The sequence below is a fragment of the Pseudonocardia sp. CA-107938 genome (genome assembly GCF_050936315.1).
Classification (GTDB): Bacteria; Actinomycetota; Actinomycetes; order Mycobacteriales; family Pseudonocardiaceae; genus Pseudonocardia.
The window spans coordinates 495,231-514,892 of the sequence record NZ_JBNJNA010000001.1 but is presented as its reverse complement, the minus strand read 5'-3'; the positions used below and the strand labels follow the sequence as shown (position 1 = coordinate 514,892).

At 73.0% G+C, this 19,662-nt stretch carries 22 protein-coding genes and 1 riboswitch; of the genes, 13 read left to right on the top strand and 9 right to left on the bottom strand.

The genetic code is table 11. The features are described from left to right. Positions 1-135: 135 nt before the first annotated feature. Positions 136-378: a WhiB family transcriptional regulator gene (locus ACQEVB_RS02535; protein ID WP_432980082.1), complete on the top strand. Its 243-nt coding sequence runs from the start codon at positions 136-138 to the stop codon at positions 376-378. A gap of 94 nt (positions 379-472) precedes the next feature. Here the strand turns inward: ACQEVB_RS02535 and ACQEVB_RS02530 are convergent, their stop codons facing one another. Continuing rightward, positions 473-949, bottom strand: a complete 477-nt coding sequence (locus ACQEVB_RS02530; protein ID WP_432964311.1) for a metallopeptidase family protein — start codon at positions 947-949, stop codon at positions 473-475. A 96-nt stretch (positions 950-1,045) separates the two neighbouring features. Here ACQEVB_RS02530 and ACQEVB_RS02525 point away from each other — a divergent pair, with 96 nt between their 5' ends. The 7 genes from ACQEVB_RS02525 (at position 1,046) to ACQEVB_RS02495 (ending at position 8,312) form a co-directional block, all read left to right on the top strand. After that, entirely contained in the window at positions 1,046-1,402 is a 357-nt protein-coding gene (locus ACQEVB_RS02525) for a DUF3499 domain-containing protein (RefSeq protein ID WP_432980079.1), read from the top strand. Positions 1,403-1,796: 394 nt separating this feature from the next. Continuing rightward, positions 1,797-3,023 (top strand): DUF222 domain-containing protein, encoded by a 1,227-nt coding sequence (locus ACQEVB_RS02520; RefSeq protein ID WP_432964308.1) that lies wholly within the window; start codon positions 1,797-1,799, stop codon positions 3,021-3,023. Positions 3,024-3,372: 349 nt separating this feature from the next. Further along, the gene (locus ACQEVB_RS02515; RefSeq protein ID WP_432964306.1) at positions 3,373-4,731 is read left to right on the top strand and encodes a phosphomannomutase/phosphoglucomutase; all 1,359 of its coding nucleotides are present in this window, start codon (positions 3,373-3,375) and stop codon (positions 4,729-4,731) included. Positions 4,732-4,811: 80 nt separating this feature from the next. After that, positions 4,812-5,015 (top strand): Trm112 family protein, encoded by a 204-nt coding sequence (locus ACQEVB_RS02510; protein ID WP_432964303.1) that lies wholly within the window; start codon positions 4,812-4,814, stop codon positions 5,013-5,015. A 12-nt stretch (positions 5,016-5,027) separates the two neighbouring features. Beyond that, positions 5,028-6,125 carry a hypothetical protein gene (locus ACQEVB_RS02505; protein WP_432964301.1) on the top strand — a complete coding sequence of 366 codons (1,098 nt, stop codon included), beginning with the start codon at positions 5,028-5,030 and terminating at the stop codon, positions 6,123-6,125. 29 nt (positions 6,126-6,154) lie between these two features. Continuing rightward, the gene (manA, locus tag ACQEVB_RS02500) at positions 6,155-7,357 is read left to right on the top strand and encodes a mannose-6-phosphate isomerase, class I (RefSeq protein ID WP_432964298.1); all 1,203 of its coding nucleotides are present in this window, start codon (positions 6,155-6,157) and stop codon (positions 7,355-7,357) included. 34 nt (positions 7,358-7,391) lie between these two features. Next, positions 7,392-8,312, top strand: a complete 921-nt coding sequence (locus tag ACQEVB_RS02495; protein WP_432964295.1) for a cation diffusion facilitator family transporter — start codon at positions 7,392-7,394, stop codon at positions 8,310-8,312. Here the strand turns inward: ACQEVB_RS02495 and ACQEVB_RS02490 are convergent. After that, complete coding sequence (locus tag ACQEVB_RS02490; protein WP_432964292.1) at positions 8,270-8,812, bottom strand: CoxG family protein; 543 nt, start codon at positions 8,810-8,812, stop codon at positions 8,270-8,272. The genes ACQEVB_RS02495 and ACQEVB_RS02490 overlap by 43 nt on opposite strands. Positions 8,813-8,896: 84 nt before the next feature. Between ACQEVB_RS02490 and ACQEVB_RS02485 the strand changes: the two genes are divergently transcribed. Genes ACQEVB_RS02485 through ACQEVB_RS02475 form a run of 3 tightly spaced genes read left to right on the top strand, consistent with a single transcriptional unit; the run spans position 8,897 to position 11,449 of the window. After that, entirely contained in the window at positions 8,897-10,393 is a 1,497-nt protein-coding gene (locus tag ACQEVB_RS02485) for an amino acid permease (RefSeq protein WP_432964289.1), read from the top strand. 43 nt (positions 10,394-10,436) lie between these two features. Beyond that, positions 10,437-10,748, top strand: coding sequence for an ArsR/SmtB family transcription factor (locus ACQEVB_RS02480; RefSeq protein WP_432964286.1), 312 nt, complete (start codon positions 10,437-10,439; stop codon positions 10,746-10,748). After that, positions 10,745-11,449, top strand: a complete 705-nt coding sequence (locus ACQEVB_RS02475) for an SRPBCC family protein (RefSeq protein ID WP_432964283.1) — start codon at positions 10,745-10,747, stop codon at positions 11,447-11,449. The genes ACQEVB_RS02480 and ACQEVB_RS02475 overlap by 4 nt, the downstream gene beginning before the upstream one ends. A gap of 115 nt (positions 11,450-11,564) precedes the next feature. Here ACQEVB_RS02475 and ACQEVB_RS02470 read toward each other — a convergent pair whose 3' ends face one another. From ACQEVB_RS02470 to ACQEVB_RS02460, 3 genes are read right to left on the bottom strand one after another with little or no spacing between them, the layout of a single operon-like run. Beyond that, positions 11,565-12,170 (bottom strand): uridine kinase family protein, encoded by a 606-nt coding sequence (locus ACQEVB_RS02470; protein WP_432964280.1) that lies wholly within the window; start codon positions 12,168-12,170, stop codon positions 11,565-11,567. A gap of 43 nt (positions 12,171-12,213) precedes the next feature. Then, positions 12,214-12,732 carry an N-acetyltransferase family protein gene (locus tag ACQEVB_RS02465; protein ID WP_432964277.1) on the bottom strand — a complete coding sequence of 173 codons (519 nt, stop codon included), beginning with the start codon at positions 12,730-12,732 and terminating at the stop codon, positions 12,214-12,216. Then, a complete protein-coding gene (locus tag ACQEVB_RS02460) occupies positions 12,732-14,378 on the bottom strand; it encodes a long-chain fatty acid--CoA ligase (RefSeq protein ID WP_432964274.1) in 1,647 nt (548 codons plus the stop codon). The genes ACQEVB_RS02465 and ACQEVB_RS02460 overlap by 1 nt, the downstream gene beginning before the upstream one ends. A gap of 245 nt (positions 14,379-14,623) precedes the next feature. Here ACQEVB_RS02460 and ACQEVB_RS02455 point away from each other — a divergent pair, with 245 nt between their 5' ends. Beyond that, positions 14,624-15,916 (top strand): glutamate mutase L, encoded by a 1,293-nt coding sequence (locus ACQEVB_RS02455; protein WP_432964271.1) that lies wholly within the window; start codon positions 14,624-14,626, stop codon positions 15,914-15,916. Here the strand turns inward: ACQEVB_RS02455 and ACQEVB_RS02450 are convergent. The 4 genes from ACQEVB_RS02450 to ACQEVB_RS02435 are packed head-to-tail and all read right to left on the bottom strand — an operon-like array spanning position 15,887 to position 17,785. Then, complete coding sequence (locus ACQEVB_RS02450) at positions 15,887-16,321, bottom strand: hypothetical protein (protein WP_432964268.1); 435 nt, start codon at positions 16,319-16,321, stop codon at positions 15,887-15,889. The genes ACQEVB_RS02455 and ACQEVB_RS02450 overlap by 30 nt on opposite strands. Beyond that, positions 16,318-16,827, bottom strand: a complete 510-nt coding sequence (locus ACQEVB_RS02445; RefSeq protein ID WP_432964265.1) for an RNA polymerase sigma factor — start codon at positions 16,825-16,827, stop codon at positions 16,318-16,320. The genes ACQEVB_RS02450 and ACQEVB_RS02445 overlap by 4 nt, the downstream gene beginning before the upstream one ends. After that, positions 16,824-17,396 (bottom strand): class F sortase, encoded by a 573-nt coding sequence (locus ACQEVB_RS02440; protein ID WP_432964262.1) that lies wholly within the window; start codon positions 17,394-17,396, stop codon positions 16,824-16,826. The genes ACQEVB_RS02445 and ACQEVB_RS02440 overlap by 4 nt, the downstream gene beginning before the upstream one ends. Continuing rightward, entirely contained in the window at positions 17,393-17,785 is a 393-nt protein-coding gene (locus ACQEVB_RS02435; RefSeq protein ID WP_432964259.1) for a hypothetical protein, read from the bottom strand. The genes ACQEVB_RS02440 and ACQEVB_RS02435 overlap by 4 nt, the downstream gene beginning before the upstream one ends. Positions 17,786-17,908: 123 nt before the next feature. Beyond that, positions 17,909-17,991, top strand: a riboswitch (S-adenosyl-L-homocysteine riboswitch). A 74-nt stretch (positions 17,992-18,065) separates the two neighbouring features. Between ACQEVB_RS02435 and ahcY the strand changes: the two genes are divergently transcribed. Continuing rightward, positions 18,066-19,565 (top strand): adenosylhomocysteinase, encoded by a 1,500-nt coding sequence (ahcY, locus tag ACQEVB_RS02430; protein WP_432964256.1) that lies wholly within the window; start codon positions 18,066-18,068, stop codon positions 19,563-19,565. Positions 19,566-19,662 lie beyond the last annotated feature (97 nt).

Genomic DNA, 19,662 nt, shown 5'->3' with positions numbered 1-19,662 from the left:
GGGTGCGGGGAGGTTGGGCGGGTGAACGTGATCACGGATTCGTTGTCGCTGGTCGAGACGGCCGGCGGCATGCCGGTGCAAGTTGGTGGGGCGATCGAGGCGGTCTCCTACGAGGAGTCTCCACTGCGCAGCCTGATGCTGCTGGACGGTGGGGCCGAGGAGCCGGACTGGCAGGAGCGCGCGCTCTGCGCGCAGACCGATCCGGAGGCGTTCTTCCCGGAGAAGGGCGGCTCCACGCGCGAGGCCAAGCGCATCTGCTCGGGCTGCGAGGTCCGTGCCGAGTGCCTGGAGTACGCGCTGGCGCACGACGAGCGGTTCGGCATCTGGGGCGGGCTCTCGGAGCGGGAGCGTCGCCGGCTGCGGCGGGCGGTCATCTGACGCGCAGCCCTTGCAGGAAAGCCACTTCCCCACCATTCGGTGGCAGGAAAGTGGCTTTCCTGCTATTTGGACAAATGACCGGAATTCGGAACGGTCAGGAACCGCCGTCGACCGCGTCCGGTTCGATGTTCAGATAGTCGGCCACCTGCTCGACCAGCACCTCGTGCAACAGATCGGCCAACTCTGCGGCCCCCTTCGCGCGCGCCTCGATCGGCCGCCGGTACAGCACGATCCGGGCCCGCGACGGCATGCCCTGCGGATCGACCCCCGCCGGCACCAGCTGGGCCAGCGGCACACCCGTGTCGGCCAGCACACCCGTGTCCCACACCACGCGGTCTGGGGAGGTCTCCGTGACCTCCGGGACCTCGTCCACCGCCAGATCCAGCTCCGCGAGCTCCGAACCCCACCGCAGCTCGATCGGCTCCAGCGCCTCCAGCACCAGCGCGTCGAACCGCTCCGCACGCGTACGCGAGGCCGGCGTCGACGCGGGGTAGAGGAGACCACGCAACCCGCGCCCGCGCCGATCGCGGCGGCGGGGCGCCCTCCGGAGGGTGCGTCGCGCTGTGGTCACCACCCCGATTCTAGCTGCCGGGCCGGCCGGCAAGACACGTGCGCGTCGTGGTGACCGTGCGGTGCCCGCAGGCGCTATGGTCGGCAGGTGCTGAGCGTGCGGAGGTGTTCGCGGACCGGGTGCACCGAGCTCGCGGTGGCCACGCTCACCTACGTGTACGCCGACTCCACCGCCGTGGTGGGTCCCCTCGCCACGCAGGCGGAGCCGCACACCTACGACCTGTGCACCACCCACGCGCACAAGCTCACCGCCCCGCGCGGGTGGGAGCTCGTGCGGTTCGAAGGCGAGTTCGCGCCGCCACAGCCGACTTCGGACGACCTCACGGCTCTTGCCGAGGCCGTTCGGGAGGCTGGGCGGGTGGATCGGCCGGTTGAGGCTGTTGTTCCGGCTCCCGGGGTGCAGAAGGGGCGGCGGGGGCATCTCCGGGTTCTTCCGGGGTCGGAGGAGGAGTAGCGGGTTCCGGTTCTTTCCGGGCTTGCGGTTCCTGCTTCCGGGGCGCTGCCCCGGGCCCCGCCCCTCCCTCCGGTGGAGCTGTTTACCGCCGCCCCAGCGTCGGTCGGTCGCCCTCCGGGATGCCACACCGGTGCTCGGGTGTCAAACGAACCGCGTGTTTGACACCCGAGCACCGGTGCGGCCTTGCTGTGCACGCCCGACCGACGGTGGAGCCTCTTTCGCGGGGATCCGGTGACTTCGCAGAGGTTCGGTGGTCCTCGCAGGAGTTCGAACCTCTGCGAGGACACTTCAACTTCTGCGAGGACCGGGGGTCGATCCCCCGCTGGCGTTGAACGGTGTCTGACCTGCGATAGTCGGCGCTCGTTCGAACCTGTGTTCGGGTATCATTGGGGGCATGACCGAGAACCCGCTCGCGCAGGCCGTGAGCCTGATCGAGCAGGCGTTCGCGCTCATCGACACCCACTCCGACCACCTCGCCGCACTCCTCGTGGCCGAGGGCGTGGCACGCCGGGCCGATCGGGCGAAGGTCAACCAGATCGCCGCCGTCGACCGCGACGGCACCCTGGCCGAGAAGGGTTACCGCACCACTCTCGCCGGGTTGAAGGATCTGCTCGGATGGGACCACGACACCGCCCGCCGGCACGTCACCGTCGCCCAGCAGGTCGAGCCGCGCACCACGCTGGATGGCGAGCCTCTGGAGCCGGTGCTGCCTGCCACCGCGGCCGCGTTCGCCGACGGCGCCGCGACCTTGCGGCACGTGGAGACCATCGCCGCGCTGATGAACTCCCGCCCGGCCTCCCGGATCAACCTGGCGGACCGGATCGCGATCGAGGCCAGCCTCGGTGAGGCCGCGCGTACCTTCACCCCGCACGAAGTGCGGATCATGGGGCTGGAGCTGTTGGCCGCCGCTGATCTGGACGGGCCGGAACCGGATGAACCGCCCGGTCGCAACGAACTGCAGATGGGCGCCAACGCTGATGGCAGCGGTTGGCTGCGGGGGCAGTTCGAGGACCCGCTCGCCTTCGCCGCGATCCGCACCGCGATCGAGGCCCGCACCCGACCCACACCCGAGAACCGGGGCACCACCAGCGCGGAGCGCAACGCCGCCGCGCTGGCGGAGATCTGCGGGTTCGCGCTGGACTTCGACGACTCCGGTGAGGTGGCCGGGGAACGGCCCCGGCTGGTGGTCACCATCAGCCTGACCGACCTGGAAGACCGGGTCCGCTCGGCCATGCTCGACACTGGTGGCCAGCTCACCCCCGGTCAACTGCGCCGCTTGGCCTGCGACGCCCAGCTCATCCCGGTACTGCTGGACGAGCGCAGCGAACCGGTCGACATCGGCCGGGCCAGCCGCACCATCGGCACCCGCCTGCGCCGCGCGGTGGCCGCCCGCGACGGTGGTTGCGCCCACCCCGGCTGCGACCGACCACCGAGCTGGTGCGAGGTCCACCACGTGATCGAGTGGCAACACGGCGGACCGACCGACCTACGCAACCTGGTCATGCTCTGCTGCCAGCATCATGATCAAATTCACTCCACCGAGTGGCGCATCGACATGTCGTCCGGGAAACCGGAGTTCATCCCGCCACCCTGGATGACCGACCTCTGGACCCAGGCATGAGCGCGGCACCACTGTGCCCAGCGCGCAGTCTTCAGGCTCCACCGTCGATCGGGCGTGCGCAGCAACGCCGCGCCGGTGGTCGGGGTGCAAACACGTCGTTTCGTTTGCGGCCCGGCCGCCGGTGTGGCATCCCGTCAGGGCGACCGATCGACGGTGGAGCCGACCCGCTCGTTCCCGCTCCACCGGAGAGAGGGCCGGGGTTCGGGGCGGAGCCCCGGGCGGTCACCGCGTTGTGGAAGGGCGACTGGTCAACCGCGGAACCCGCGCGGGGCGGAGCCCCGACAGGTCGCTGCGTTCGTGCGCACCCGCCCCACCGGCCCGGTTCCGGTTCGCACTAGGCTCGGCTGACGTGGACCTCTCGGCGATCGTGAAGGCCTACGACATCCGCGGTGTCGTCGGTGACGGGCTCGACGAGACGGTCGTGCGCGATCTCGGGGCGGCTCTTGCTCGGCTCTTGCGCGCGGAGGATGCGGGCACTGCGGCGGTCGTCGTCGGGCACGACATGCGGGCCAGTTCGCCGGGGTTGGTGGACGCGTTCGCCGACGGGGTGACCGGTCAGGGGCTCGACGTCGTGTCCATCGGTCTGGCGAGCACCGACATGCTGTACTTCGCCTCGGGCACGCTCGGGTTGCCGGGTGCCATGTTCACGGCTAGCCACAACCCGGCGCATTACAACGGCATCAAACTCTGCCGGGCCGGCGCCACGCCCATCGGGGACGACACGGGGTTGCGGTCCATCCGCGAGGCCGTCGAGGCCGGGGTGCCGGCCGGGCCCGGGGGCGGTGTGCGGTCTCGGCAGGAGCTGCTCGCCGGGTACGCCGCGTACCTGCACGGGCTGGTCGACCTGTCCGGTGCGCGGCCGCTGCGCGTCGTCGTCGACGCCGGCAACGGCATGGGCGGGTACACGGTGCCGGCGGTGTTCGGCGACCTCCCGTTCGAGGTCGTGCCCCTGTACTTCGAGCTCGACGGCACGTTCCCCAACCACGAGGCCAACCCGCTCGACCCGGCCAACCTCGTCGACCTGCAGAAGCGCGTCCTCGCGGAAGGGGCCGACGTCGGACTCGCGTTCGACGGCGACGCCGACCGCTGCTTCGTGGTCGACGAGCGCGGCGAGCCGGTGAGCCCCAGCGCGATCACGGCGCTCGTCGCCGTCCGCGAGCTGGCGAAGGCGCCCGGATCGGCGATCATCCACAACCTGATCACGTCGCGGGCGGTGCCGGAGATCGTCGCCGAGCACGGTGGGCGGCCGGTGCGCACGCGGGTCGGGCACTCGTTCATCAAGCAGCAGATGGCCGAGTCCGACGCCGTCTTCGGCGGCGAGCACTCGGCGCACTACTACTTCCGCGACTTCTGGCGGGCCGACTCCGGCATGCTGGCCGCGCTGCACGTGCTGGCGGCGCTGGCCGAGTCCGACGGGCCGCTGTCGGCGCTCATGGAGCGCTACGACCGCTACCCGGCCTCCGGCGAGATCAACTCGACGGTCACCGACGTGCCCGGCCGGATCGCGGCCGTGCGCGCCGCCTACGCCGACAGGCCCGGCGTCCGCATCGACCTGCTCGACGGGCTCACCGTCGACCTGCCCGACGGCTCGTGGTTCAACCTGCGCCCGTCCAACACGGAACCGCTGCTGCGGCTCAACGTGGAGGCGCCGGACCGGGCGTCCCTCGCCGCGCTCCGCGACGCCGTGCTGGCGATCGTTCGCGGGTAGTCCGAATTCGCCCGGGAGAGTGACTCCGGGCACTAGCATCGATCCGATACGTCCCGGGAACCAGCGCGAGGAGAGTCGGCGTGGCCGTACAGCTCGACGATCAGCTCATGGACATCCTGGCCTGCCCGGCCGACCACGCCCCGCTGCGGGTCGGCACGGTCGCCGACCCCGGCGCCGACGTGCTGACCTGCACGTCGTGCGGGCTGCGCTACCCCGTCGTCGACGGCATCCCGGTCCTGCTGGCCGACGAGGCGCTGCCCGCCCTGCCCGCAGACGGCGCCTGACGGGCCGTGATCGTGCTCGACGACACTGTGCTGGGCGACCCGGCCGCGCTGGCCTCGCTCGACTCGGCCGGCATCCTGCGCTCCGCCGCGACGGCCGGCGCCCAGGTCCGCTCCACGGCCCACGCCGCGACCGAGGCCGGGATCGGGCAGCTCGCCGGCAGCCGGCCGCGGGCGCTCGTGCTGGTCGCGCGGCCGGGGGTGTCGGCGTCCGCCGCCGGCATCCTGTCTGCCGTGCTGGGGCCGGCGTGCCCCGTTCCCGTGGTGGTGTCGGAGCTGGTGCCGACGTGGGTGGGCGCGCTCGACGTCGTCCTCGCCCACACCGGCGACGGCACCGACTACGAGCTCGCCGACGCCATCGGCCGGGCCGCGCGCCGCGGCGCCGAGGTGGTGCTGTCGGCACCGGCCGAGGGTCCGGTCGCGTCCGCGGGCGCCGGGCGGGTGCGGCTGGTGGAGCCGCGGGTGCCCGTGCCGGCCGGCCTGGAGCTGCCGCGCGCGCTCGCACTGGGCCTCGTCACGCTCGCCGAGCTGGGGCTGCTCGGCGCCGATCCCGGTCTGGGCGAGGACCTGGGTCCCGTCGCCGACGTGCTCGACGCCGAGGCGGAACGCAACCAACCCGGCCACGAACCGTTCATGAACCCCGCCAAGGCGCTCGCGCTGCGGCTGGCCGACCGCACGCCGCTGCTGTGGGGCACCGACGCCGTCGCGGCTGCGGTGGCCGCGCACGGGGTGCGCGCGCTCGCCACGCACGCCGGGCAGGTCGCGCACGGCGCCGACGCCGCCGACGGCGTCACCGCGTCCGGGCTGCTGCGGGCGCTGGCCACCGGGACCACCGACATCTTCCACGACCCGTTCGCCGACGGCGGCGACGGCGAGGTCGCAGCGCCGCCGCCACGAGTCGTGCTCTTGGGCACCGAGGAGGAGGATCCGGTCCGTGCGCTGCTGCGTCGCACGGGACGCGACCTGCCGTCGCCGGATGTCGTCCACCCTGTCGAGGAGGTCGCCAGGGGCACCCGTCACGCCGCGTTGCTGCGGGCCGCCCTGCTCGCGTCCCGGCTCGACGTGGCCGCCGTGTACCTGGGGCTGGCCACCCGCATGATCGCGCCGGCCTGACCGGCCAGAGACGACAGGAGCATCGCGGCGTGGAGCTGCTGGACAACCCGATCCGTCCCTACGCGTGGGGGTCGCGGACGGTGCTCGCCGAGCTGCTCGGCCACGAGTCACCGGCCCCCCACCCGCAGGCGGAGATGTGGCTCGGCGCCCACCCCGGTGACCCGTCGCGGCTGCAGAGCGGCGGCACCCTCCTCGACGCCCTGCGCGCCGACCCCGACGGCCTCCTCGGCGCCGACCGCGCCCGCAAGTGGGACGGCACGCTGCCGTTCCTGCTCAAGGTGCTCGCCGCGGACGAGCCACTGTCGCTGCAGGCGCACCCGAGCCTCGACCAGGCGCGCGTCGGGTTCGAGCGGGAGGAACGCGCCGGGCTCGCCCGGGACGCCGCAGACCGCAACTACCGGGACCCCAACCACAAGCCCGAGCTGATCTGCGCGCTCACCGAGTTCCACGCGCTCGTCGGTTTCCGCAGCCCCGACGCCACCGTCGAGTTCCTGCGCGAGCTGGCCGTGCCCGAGCTGGACGTGTACGTGCAGCTGCTGGCCGGCCAGCCCGACGCCGACGGCCTGCGCGCGCTCTTCACCACCTGGATCACGCTGCCGCAGGCGCTGCTCGACACGCTGGTGCCCGCGCTGCAGGCCGGGTGCGTGCGCGTGGCCGCCGCCGACGGCCCGTTCCGTACGGAGGCCCGTACGGTGCTGGAGCTGTCGGAGCGCTACCCCGGCGACGCCGGCGTGCTCGCCGCGCTGCTGCTCAACCGGATCACGCTCGCCCCCGGTGAGGCCGTCTACCTGCCCGCCGGCAACCTCCACGCCTACCTGGAGGGCGCCGGCATCGAGGTCATGGCCAGCTCCGACAACGTGTTGCGCGGCGGCCTCACCCCCAAGCACGTCGACGTCCCGGAGCTGCTGCGCGTCCTCGACTTCGCCGCCGCCCCGCCGCCCGTGCTCACCGGAACCCCGGACGGGGCGTGGCTGCGCTACGAGACGCCGTTCGAGGAGTTCCTGCTGCGCCGCCTGCAGGCCGCACCAGCCGACGACCCCGTCGAGGTGCCGGACGGCGGCCCGCGCATCCTGCTGTGCACCGCCGGCGCAGCGTGCCTGCGCGGTCGTGACGGCCGGCTGGAGCTGCGCCGCGGCGCGTCCGCGTGGCTGGGGGCGGAGGACACCGGCCTGACGCTGGAGGCGCAGGAGGAGGGCACGCAGCTGTTCCTGGCCGGCGACGCCCTGGGTTGATCCCTGGGCGCTTCGTCCCGTTATCGTGCGGTCCGTGTCCTCGCATGGTGGAACCCGCGCGATCATCGCTGCGCTCCTCGCCAACGCCGGTATCGCGCTGGCGAAGTTCATCGGCTACCTGGTGACCGGGTCGTCGTCGATGCTGGCCGAGGCGGTGCACTCCGTCGCGGACACGTCCAACCAGGGGTTGCTGCTGCTCGGCGGCAAGCGCGCGCAGCGGGCGGCCACGCCCGAGCACCCGTTCGGCTACGGCCGGGACCGCTACTTCTACTCGTTCATCGTGGCGCTGCTGCTGTTCACGCTCGGCTCGGTGTTCGCGCTGTACGAGGGCTTCCACAAGCTGGAGTCGCACGAGCCGCTGTCGACGCCGCTGGTCGCCGTGATCATCCTGGTGGTGGCGATCGGGCTGGAGGGTTTCTCGTTCCGGACGGCGATCGTCGAGTCGCGCCCGTTGAAGGGCGGCGGCACGTGGTGGCAGTTCATCCGGCAGTCGAAGGTGCCGGAGCTGCCGGTCGTGCTGCTGGAGGACTTCGGCGCGCTGATCGGGCTGGTGCTGGCGCTGCTGGGCGTCGGCCTGACCGTGCTCACCGGCAACCCCGTGTTCGACGCGCTGGGCACGATCGCGATCGGCCTGCTGCTCGGCGTCATCGCGATCATCCTGATCGTCGAGATGAAGAGCCTGCTGGTCGGCGAGGGCGCGACCGCGCCGGTGCTGCAGCAGATCGTCGACGGGCTGACGGCCGAGCAGGTGCAGCGGGTCATCCACATCCGCACCGAGTACATCGGGCCGGAGGAGCTGCTGGTCGCGGCGAAGATCGCGTTGACGCCGGGGCTGCCGGTCGAGCAGGTCGCCGCGGCCATCGACGCCGCGGAGGCCCGCGTGCGGGCCGCGGTGCCCGTCGCGCGGATGATCTACCTGGAACCGGACCTCGACCGGTCCACGGCTGCCGCCTGAGCCGGCGGCTCCGTCACCCCGAGGTGGCGCAGCAGGTTCGCGGCGAAGCGCTCGCCCATGCGCCGGATCGTCGCCTGCATGACGGGCGTGACGGCCGGTGCGGAGAGCCGCGGCAGCGGCAGCTCGACGGCCAGCTCGACGTGGATCCGCAGCCGGGTGCCGCCGGGCACGTCGGAGAGCAGGTAGAGGCCCTCGGCCGCGGTGGTCTCGCGGGCGCCGGCCGGTGGCTCGTGCGTGTAGTCGATGCGGACGCCGCCGCCGTCGTCGTCGGTCGTGAAGCGCATGCGTTCGGTGAAGACGGGACTGATGCCCACGCCGAGCACCGACAGCCCGACCATCTGCCACGTCCACAGGTCCGGGTCGTGCGGTGCGACGTCGATGCGCCGCAGCAGCGGCGTGAGCTGCGGCAGGACGACGGGATCGGTGAGGACCGCCCAGATCTCCTGGCGGGGGGCGGCCACGACCGCCTCGGACGAGTTGACGGCGGAGAACCGGGCCATGCTGGGAGTGTTCCCGTGAGCGGCCGGGCCTGAACACCCCCGGACGAGTCGCGCCATCCGCTCGGCACGTTTACGTTCGCCGGCATGCGACCTTCAGAGACGTCCCGAGGATCCGGGATACATCGGACGAAGTCGGTCGAGCAGTCCATCCGCGACACCGACGAGCCGGACACCAAGCTGCGCAAGGACCTGGGCACCTGGGACCTGATCGTCTTCGGCGTCGCGGTCGTCATCGGCGCGGGCATCTTCACACTGGCGGCGAGCACGGCCGGCAACATCGCCGGCCCGTCGGTGTCGCTGGCGTTCGTGATCGCCGCGGTCGCGTGCGGGCTCGCCGCGCTGTGCTACGCCGAGTTCGCCTCCACCGTGCCGGTCGCCGGCAGCGCCTACACCTTCTCCTACGCGACGGCCGGGGAGTTCGTCGCGTGGATCATCGGGTGGGACCTGGTGCTCGAGTTCGCGGTCGGCAGCGCCGTGGTGGCGAAGGGCTGGTCGCAGTACCTGGGGCAGGTGCTGAGCCTGGGTGGCGGCGACGTCTCGACCTCGGTGTCGCTCGGCTTCTTCTCCTTCGACTGGGGCGCGCTGCTGCTGGTGGCCGCGCTGACGACGCTGCTCTACCTCGGCACGAAGCTGTCGAGCCGGGTCAGCTTCGTGATCACCGCGATCAAGGTCGCGATCGTCCTGCTGGTGGTGGTCGTCGGCCTGTTCTACGTACGGGCGGCGAACTACACCCCGTTCATCCCGCCGGCAGCGCCGGCGAGCTCCGGGGGCAGCGTCCTCACGCAGTCGCTGTTGTCGTTCCTCGGCGGAGGCGCGAGCAGCACGTTCGGGATCTACGGGCTGCTGGCCGCGGCGTCGCTGGTGTTCTTCGCGTTCATCGGCTTCGACGTCGTCGCGACGACCGCGGAGGAGACGCGCAACCCGCAGAAGTCGCTTCCGCGCGGGATCATCGGCTCGCTCGTCATCGTGACGGTGCTCTACGTGGCGGTCTCGCTGGTCCTGACCGGCATGGTGCCCTACACCGAGCTCGCGACCGTCGGCGAGAAGAAGGCCACGCTGGCCACCGCGTTCACGTCGTTGGGTGTGGACTGGGCGGCCGCGGTGATCTCCGTCGGGGCCCTCGCCGGCCTCACGACCGTCGTCATGGTGCTGATGCTGGGCCAGACCCGGGTGCTGTTCGCGATGTCGCGCGACGGGCTGCTGCCGCACGGACTGTCGCGCACCGGCAAGCACGGCACGCCGGAGCGGGCCACGCTGCTCGTCGGCGGGGCGGTCGGGGTGGCGGCCACCTTCTTCCCGGCCGGGGCGCTGGAGGAGATGGTCAACATCGGCACGCTGTTCGCGTTCGTGCTGGTGTCGATCGGCGTGGTGATCCTGCGGCGGACCCGGCCCGATCTCCCGCGCGCGTTCCGCACGCCGCTGGTGCCGCTGGTGCCGATCCTCTCCGTGCTCGCCTGCCTGTGGCTGATGCTGAACCTGACCGTCGAGACGTGGCTGCGGTTCGTCGTGTGGATGGTGATCGGGCTGGTCGTGTACTTCGCGTACGGGCGCGCGCACTCGCGACTCGGCATCGAGAGCTGAACATGCCATTGCGGTTATATAGCCAGAGCGGTATGTTCGGCGGGTGACGTTCGAGGTCCTCGCCGAGCCCGTCCGGCGGCGCATCCTCGACCTGCTGCGGGAACGCCCGCGGCTGGTCGGGGAGCTCACCGCCGAGCTGGGCCTCTCCCAACCCGGCACCTCCAAGCACCTGCGCGTGCTGCGCGAGGCCGGGCTGGTGCGCGTGCGCTCCGACGCCCAGCGGCGCTGGTACGAGCTCGACCCGGCGCCGCTGGTCGAGGTCGACGAATGGCTCGCGCCCTATCGCTGGATGTGGTCGCAGCGGCTCGACCTGCTCGAACGTCACCTCGACGAGCAGAAGGGACGCGAAGGATGACCACCCTGGAGAACGTGGACGGACGGTCGGTGCTGCGGATGCAACGCCGGCTCGCCCATCCCGTCGACCGCGTGTGGCAGGCCGTCACCGAGCCTGCCGGCCTGGCCGCGTGGTTCCCGTCGACCGTGGAGATCGACCTGCGCGTGGGCGGCGCCGTGACGTTCGGGTTCGGCCCCGACGGCACGGTCACCGACCTCGATCCGCCGCGCGTCGTGGCCTTCACCTGGGGCGACGACCACCTGCGGTTCGAGCTGGCGCCCGACGGTCCCGGCACCGTGCTGCACCTCGTGCACACCTTCGACGACCACGCCGGCGCGGCGAGCTTCGCCGCCGGCTGGGACACCTGCCTGGCCGCGCTGGACCTGGACCTCGACGGCAAGCCCGTCGACGAGCACGCCCTGGACCACGAGGCCCTGCACGAGCGCTACCTCGCCGAGTTCGGCCTGGACGAGCCCGCGGTGCGCGCGGTCCCGGACGGCTGGCAGGTGCGCGTGGAGCGCCAGCTCGTCCGGCCCGCCGAGGTGGTGGAGCCGCTGCTGCCGGCGGGCGCCGACGGCGTCGAGTGGCGGTTGGGGGAGGGCACCGGGCACGGCGCCCGGCTCGTCGTGACGTGGACGGGCAGCGATCCCGCGGCGCGCGACGCCGCCCGCGCGGACCTCCCGCGGCAGGTGCGGGAGCTGGCCGCGACGCTCGCGGGGTGATCTTCGCCCGGCACGCGTCGAGAACGAACTTGTGGTGATCAACAAGCCCTGTGGATCACCACAACTTCGTTCTCGACGCGTCGACCGGGCAGGCCGCGCTTCGGGGCAGTGCGGCTCACGGCCAGTCGCTGACCTCGCGGGACCAGTCCCGCAACCCGTCCACGACGTGCGTGCAGCGCTCGCGGGTGCCCTCGCGCGCGTAGTGCGCCTCCTCCTGGGCGGCCCAGCGATCCCACTGGTCGCGGAACGTGTCGCCGTCGCGGTCGATGGCCCGCCGGTACCGGTCGTCGTCGGGTGCCTCCACCCAGAACGACACCATCGCGAAGTGCTCGACGGCCCGGGCGCACGCCCCGACGCCCTCGACGACCAGCACCTCCGGCACGCCGAGCTCGGTGTCCTCGTCGCTCCACCGGTCGTGGTGCCAGTCCCAGCGCCGGTACCGCACGGGCGTGGCCACGGAGAGTGGCAGCAGCACGTTCTGCAGCAGGACGTCCACGGCGGTCTCCAGGCCGTCCCAGCCGGGGGTCAGGTCGTCCATGTGCACGACCGGTGCATCGCCGAAGGCGTCGGCCAGCATGGCCGCGAAGTAGCTCTTCCCGGCGCCGGAGCGGCCGTCCACGGCGAGCACGCGGGACGCCCCGCACCGCGACAGCGGCTGCTCCATGACGCGGGCGGCCAGCGCCGCGAGCGGGTCGCTCCCGGGTCCGTCACGCCGCGTCACGGACTCCAGGATGCCTCACCGGCGCCCCGACCGGTACGAACGCTCACGTCGTGTCGGATCCGATGGGGCGTCGCATCAGCAGGACGGGCAGCTCGACGCCGCCCGGCCCGACCTCCAGCTTGCTCGTGCCGTCGAACGACCAGCCGGCCCGCTCGTAGAAGCGGATGGCCCGCTCGTTGCCGCGGAGCACCCACAACGTGGCGCTGTGGACGCCCGCCGCGTGCATCCGGTCGACCATCGCCGCGTGCAGTGGACGTCCGGCTCCGCGGCCCCACTGCGCCGGGTCGAGGTACATCGCCCAGAGGTGCCGCTCGCCGGGTGCGCCCTCCGGCCGCGTCCCGAACGCCGCGAAACCGATGACACCCTCGTCCTCCACCACCAGGATGTGGGCCCCCGGTTGCGTGCCGGCCAGCCGTTCCGCCCAGTTCTGCGTGGACTCGGCGACGGACAGGCCGTCCAGCACGGCGTCGGGGAGCAGCCCGCGGTAGGCGGCCTGCCACGACGCGACGTGGACTCGCGCGATGGCGTCGGCGTCGGCGACGGTGGCGTCCCGGATCTGCATCAACCGTCGTGCGTCGCGGGTCCCGCCACCTGGTAGCCGCCGAACTTCTCGCGCAGCGTCTTCTTCGAGAACTTCCCGACGCTCGTCTTCGGCACCTCGTCGATGAACTCGACGGCGTCGGGCAGCCACCACTTCGCCACCCGCGGCGTGAGGAACTCGATGACCTCCTCCGCGGTGAGCGTCTCGCCCTCCTTGACGACGACGCAGGCGAGCGGCCGCTCCACCCACTTCTCGTGCGGCACCGCGATGACGGCGGCCTCGGCCACCTTCGGGTGCGCCATGATCTCGTTCTCCAGCTCGACGGAGCCGATCCACTCGCCGCCCGACTTGATCAGGTCCTTCGTGCGGTCCACCAGCCGGAACGAGCCGTACCGGTCGACGGAGGCGACGTCGCCGGTGCGCAGCCAGCCGTCCTCGGTGAACTGCGCGCCGCCGCCCTCGCCGCGGTAGTACTCCTTCGCGATCCACGGCCCGGCGGCCTGCACCTCGCCCGTGGCGACGTCGTCCCACGGCTGCGGTTCACCGGTCTCCGGGTCGACGATGCGCAGCTCGACGAGCGGCGCCGGGAAGCCCTGGCGGGCGCGGACGTCGTCGCGCTCGTCCTCGGTCAGGTCGTCGTGGTGGGACCGGGTCCCGGCGATCGTGGCGATCGGGCTGGTCTCGGTCATGCCCCACGCGTGCATCATCGGTACGCCGATCGCCTCGCGGTAGGCCTCCGACAGCGCCTTCGGCACGGCGGAGCCGCCGCAGAGGATGGCGCGCAGGTGCGAGAGGTCGTGGTCGGCGAGCATCGGCTGGATGCCCATCCAGATGGTGGGCACCCCGCCGGTGACGGTGACCCGGTGCCGTTCCAGCATCGACACGATGGCCTGCGGCGTCATGTTGGGACCGGGCATGACCAGCGACGATCCGGCCATCAGCACACCGTAGGGCAGGCCCCAGGCGTTGGCGTGGAACATCGGGACCACCGGCAGCACCACGTCCCGCTCGGACAGCGCCGGCCCGTCGGCGAACAGGGTGGCGAGCGAGTGCAGCACCGCCGAGCGGTGGCTGTACACCACGCCCTTCGGGTTGCCCGTCGTGCCGGACGTGTAGCACATCGCGGCCGCCGAGTTCTCGTCCGCGATCGTGAACTCGCCCGCGAACGGCTCCGCCGCGGCCAGCAGCTGCTCGTAGTCGCGCACGCGCGGGTCGTCCGGGATCGGCACGTCGGCGCCGTCGTCGATCACGACGAACGTGCGGACGGTCGTCAGCTTGTCGGCGAGCGGCCACAGCAGCGGCAGCAGCGAACGGTCGACGAAGACGATCTCGTCCTCGGCGTGCTCGGCGATGTACACCAACTGCTCGGGGAACAGCCGGATGTTGAGGGTGTGCAGCACGCGGCCCGTGCACGGCGCGGCCAGGTACAGCTCGAGGTGGCGGGCGGTGTTCCAGCAGAACGTGCCGACGCGGCCGTCGGCGCTGACGCCGAGGTCGTCCAGCACGGTGGCGAGCCGCCGCACGCGCGCGCACAGCTCGCCGTAGGTGGTGGTCGTCTCGACCGCCCCCGCGCCGGCCGTGACCACGGTCTTGTGCGCGAACAGCTGCTCGGCGCGGTGGAAGACGTGCGTCAGAACGAGCGGGCGATCCTGCATCAGTCCGAGCATCTGCGCTCCAGGGGTCTCGCGGGTCACCGAAATTACCTGGAGAAGGGGCCAGTTGCCATGCTGGTGTCGCGTGAGGGAACGTCGGTGCGCAGATCGGTGGATCCGGGCGTCGGCTGGCAAGGCGCCGGTCCGTGACTCGTACCTGGCGTACTCGAGCGGATCGGCAACGCCGCCAGGCGGCGTCCGGGCCGCCGAGGTGCGTCGCCGACGTTCCCTCACGCGGCGCCAGTGCCTACGCTCGCTGCGTGGCACCCCGTGCACGGATCGCAGCGGTCTGCCTGGACGTGGGCTCCACGTGGACGAAGGCGGCCCTCGTCCAGCACGACGGTGGGCTGGCCGGGTTCGCCGAGCACCCCACCACCGCCGGCGACGTGCTGGCCGGCATGGACGCCGCCGTGCGCGCGGTCTCGGCCGCCGACGGGGCCGGCGCGCCCGGGCCCGAGCTGCTGGCCTGCTCGTCCGCCGGGGGCGGGCTGCGGCTGGCCGCGGTCGGCACGGAGACCCTGGCCACCACCGAGGCCGGGCACCGGGTCGCGCTGTCGGCGGGCGCGCACGTCGTCCACGTGCACGCCGGGCCGCTCGAACCGGCCGACGTGCGGGCACTGCGCGCCGCCCGCCCGGGCGTGGTGCTGCTCATGGGCGGTGCCGACGGCGACGACCCGAGCGTCCTGCTGCACAACGCGGGACGGCTCGCGGCCTCGCGCATCCGCTACCCGATCGTGCTGGCCGGCAACGTCGCCGCCCGCACCGACGCCGTGGCCGTGCTGCGCGGCACCGGGCGCACCGTCGTGGCCTGCGACAACGTCAGCCCGCGGCTGGGGGAGATCGTGCCGGAGCCGGCGCGGGCCGCGCTGGCGCAGCTCTACCGGCGGCACAGCCTCGGCGGTCGGGGCCCGGCCACGGCGCCGCGCTTCCGCCGGATCGTGCGCGCCGCTACGTCCGACGTGGTCGCGCACGCGGCCGCGGAGCTGGCCCGCATCCGCCGGACCCGGGTGCTGCTCGTCGACGTCGGGTGCGCCACCACCGACGTGCACTCCGCGCAGCCCGGAGCCGGCCCCGCGGTGCACACCGTCGAAGGTGATCTCGGGGTGCGCGCCGCCGCGGCCGGGGTGCTGCTCGGCGCGCAGGCCGAAGGGCTCGTCGACCCCGTCGAGGCCGACCTGCTCACCGGCACCGTCACGCGCATGACCAGCGAGACCGGGTACGTGCCGCGCGACGCGGGCAGCGCCGCGGAGGACCGGCGCATCGCGGCGCTGGCCGCCGTCGTCGCCGTCCGCCGGCACGTGCGCGCCCACCCCGACGCGGCCCGCGACGTCGGGCTCGTCGTGCTCACGGGCGGGGTGTTCCGGCAGCGCGCCGCGGCCGGGCTGACCGCCGTCGAGCGCACCCTGCGCGCCGACTCCGAGCTCGCGCCCGCGTTCGGGGACGCCCCGGTCGCCGTCGACGCCGACTTCGCCGTCGCCCCGGCCGGGCTGCTCGCCGCCAACGGCCGGGCGGACGCCGCCGCGTCACTGCTGCGGGACCACCTGCTGGGGTGAGCCTGCCGGGGCGCGCGGGGCCACCACGGGTTCCCTCGTCGCGGGGCCGGGCGGCTGCGGCCGGGTGGTCAACGGGGGCAGTGACGGCGCAGGCGCGTCCGGCCCGGTGGACGGCGCCGGAGACGGCACGGCGGACGACGTCACCGGCGCTGGGGCGCCACCCGGGCCGGCCGGGAGCACCGGAGTGGCCGGCCCGACCCCGCGCACGAGCAGCCCGGTACCGCCCAGCACGAGGACGACGGCGGCCACCGCCGCGGCGACGGTCACGGTGCGGCGCCGACGCTGGATGGCGCGCCGCCGCGCCTGGACGCCGGCGAGCAGCGCCTCCCGCGATACCGCGGTGTCGAGCGCCGGGTCGGCGAAGGCGGCCCGCAGCTCGGCGTGCGGATCGTCGTGGTCGGTCATCGGGCCCTCCTCCCGGTGGTCAGGCGTGGGTCGGGGCGCAGCGCGGCGAGCGCTCGCCGCGCGTGCGAGCGGACGGTGGACTCGCGGCAGCCCATGGTGGCGGCGATGGCCGCGTCGGGCAGGTCGAGGTGGTAGCGCAGGACGAGCACGGCGCGCTGCGCCGGCGGGAGGCCGGCGAGCGCGTCGCGGAACGCGGTGTCCGCCAGCACGTCGTCGTCGGGGCCCGGGACCGCGGAACGGTCGCCGACGTCGGCGGCGGGCCGCTCGCCCCACCACCGCCTGCGGCGCCACGACAGGAACTCGTTGACGACGGCCTGGTAGGCGTAGGCGCGCAGGTCGTGCGCCCGCGACACCGACGTCCACGACGTGCCGAACCGGGCGAGCACCTCCTGGACGAGGTCCTCGCCGCGGTGGTGGTCGAGGGTGAGCCGCCGCGCGAACCGCACCAGCTCCGGGCCCGTGGCCAGCACGAACGCCTCGAACGCCGCCTCGTCCTCGGGTGTCACCCGGCCCCCTCGGGCACGGCGGAAGCGTAGACGACCACGTTGTCGAGGTAGCTGCGCCGGCCGCGGTCGAAGGCGCCTCCGCAGGTGATCAGCCGCAGGCCGGCGTGGTCGATGTTCCCGTAGACGGCCGCGGTGGGGAACCGGGCCTTCGGGTACTGCGCGACGTCGTCGACGCGGAACCGGACCGTCGATCCGTCGGCCCGGCGCACGGCGATGCCGTCGCCGGGGCGCAACCGCGAGAGGTCGTGGAACACGGATGGCCCGGTGGCCGCCGCGTCCACGTGGCCGAGCAGCACGGCCGGCCCGAGGTCGCCCGGCGGGGGAGAGTAGGAGTACCAGCCGACGTCGGGCGAGCCGAGCGGCGGCACCTCGACGGTGCGGTCGGGGGCGAGCCCGAGCCGGATCACGTCGGCGTGCACGCCGATGGCGTCGACGTCGAGGTGGACGGGCTCGTGGCCGGTCGGCGCCGCCACCGCGGTGCCGGTCAGCACCACCGGCTCTGCGGCCGGCGCGCACGCCGCCGACACCCCGCAGAGGAGCAGGGCGAGCAGCACCGACCGGAGCGTCACGGGCGACGCCGGACCGCGACCGTCACGGCGCCCGCCGCGACCGCGACGACGAGCGCGCCGGCCCCGACCAGCGCGGCGACGGGCACCGGATCAGCCGGGCCGCCGCCGGTCTCCGGCGCCCCCTCCGGCACGGCGGTCACCTGCGGTGCCGGCGCACCGGGCAGCGCCGTGCCGGGTGCGCCCGACGGCCGCGGTGCGGGCGCCGCGGGCCGGGCGGGCAGCTGCGTGCCGGGCGCGCCGCCCGGGGCGGCCTGCGGGATGGCCGTGCCGGGCGGGCCGGGCGCCGGGGTCTGCTCCTGGGCGAGCGCGGTGCCCGCGCCGCCGAGCAGGAGGACGCCGGCGGCCGCGGCGCCGCAGGCGATCCGGGTGAACTGGGTCGAGATCCTCATGCCCGTGCGATGCGGTGGCGAGCGGCCGGCGTTGCAGCTGCGGCTGTGACCCGCGCCACGCGTGCGGCGTTCTCGCCGTCACCCGGGCGTGACCGAGCGGTCGCGCCGGGGCTATCCTGGGAACGGGTCGAGGGGCGCTGCGACGGGTCCGGCAGGGTCCGCCACGCTCGGCCTGTTCGCTTCACGTACAAGGGCGCCTCCGCTGTCGAGGAGGCCCTTGCGTGCTCCTCGTCGGCGTCGTAGTCGCTCACAGACACGTCGACCAGGGAGTTCCCACCCCATGACCGTTGAGACAGCCGTCGCGGACAAGCTGCAGACGCGCAACGGGATCGATTTCGCCATCGCCGACCTCGGGCTCGCCGAGTTCGGCCGCAAGGAGATCCGCCTCGCGGAGAACGAGATGCCCGGCCTGATGGAGCTGCGCCGCGAGTACGCGGAGGCCCGTCCGCTGCACGGCGCGCGGATCGCCGGCTCGCTGCACATGACCGTGCAGACCGCGGTGCTCATCGAGACGCTCGTCAGCCTCGGCGCCGACGTGCGCTGGGTGTCGTGCAACATCTTCTCCACGCAGGACCACGCGGCGGCCGCCACGGTCGTCGGCCCGCACGGCACCGCGGAGGAGCCGCAGGGCGTGCCCGTCTTCGCCTGGAAGGGCGAGACGCTGGAGGACTACTGGTGGTGCACGGAGCAGCTGTTCAAGTTCCGTGACGAGGCCGGCAACGTCGTGGGCCCGAACATGATCCTCGACGACGGCGGCGACGCCACCCTGCTCGTGCACAAGGGCGTCGAGTTCGAGAAGACGGGCGTCGTGCCGACCGTGGACGACGACGACATCACCGTCGCCGACGAGTACCGGATCATCCTCGACACGCTGCGCCGCTCGCTGGCCGAGGACGGCAAGCGGTGGACGACGGTCGCGTCCGACATCCGCGGCGTCACCGAGGAGACCACCACCGGCGTGCACCGGCTCTACCAGCTCGCCGAGCAGGGCCTGCTGCTGTTCCCCGCGATCAACGTCAACGACTCGGTCACCAAGTCGAAGTTCGACAACAAGTACGGCATCCGACACTCGCTGATCGACGGCCTCAACCGGGCCACCGACGTGCTGATCGGCGGCAAGGTGGCCGTGGTGTGCGGCTTCGGCGACGTCGGCAAGGGCTCCGCGGAGGCGCTGGCCGGGCAGGGCGCCCGCGTCATCGTCAGCGAGGTCGACCCGATCTGCGCGCTGCAGGCCCTGCTGGAGGGCTACCAGGTCGCCACGCTGGACAAGGTGATCGAGCAGGCCGACATCGTCATCACGACGACCGGCAACAAGGACATCATCACCACCGACCTGATGAAGCGCATGAAGCACCAGGCGATCCTGGGCAACGTCGGCCACTTCGACAACGAGATCGACATGGCCGGCCTGGGCCGCATCCCGGGCATCATCCGCATCAACATCAAGCCGCAGGTCGACGAGTGGGTGTTCCCGGACGGGCACTCGATCATCGTGCTGTCCGAGGGCCGCCTCATGAACCTGGGCAACGCCACCGGCCACCCGTCGTTCGTGATGAGCAACAGCTTCTCCAACCAGGTGATCGCCCAGATCGAGCTGTTCACCAAGCACGAGGAGTACAACAACGACGTCTACCGCCTGCCGAAGATCCTCGACGAGAAGGTCGCGAAGATCCACGTGCTGGCGCTGGGCGGCGAGCTGACCAAGCTCACCAAGGACCAGGCCGAGTACATCGGCGTGGACGTCGAGGGCCCGTTCAAGCCGGAGCACTACCGCTACTGATCCGTGGCGCTGGTCACGCAGAGCGAACTTGCGGCGGGCGGCTGCCGGTGTGCGAACACCGGTGGTCGCCCGCTGACATGTGCAGCGGCCGCACGAC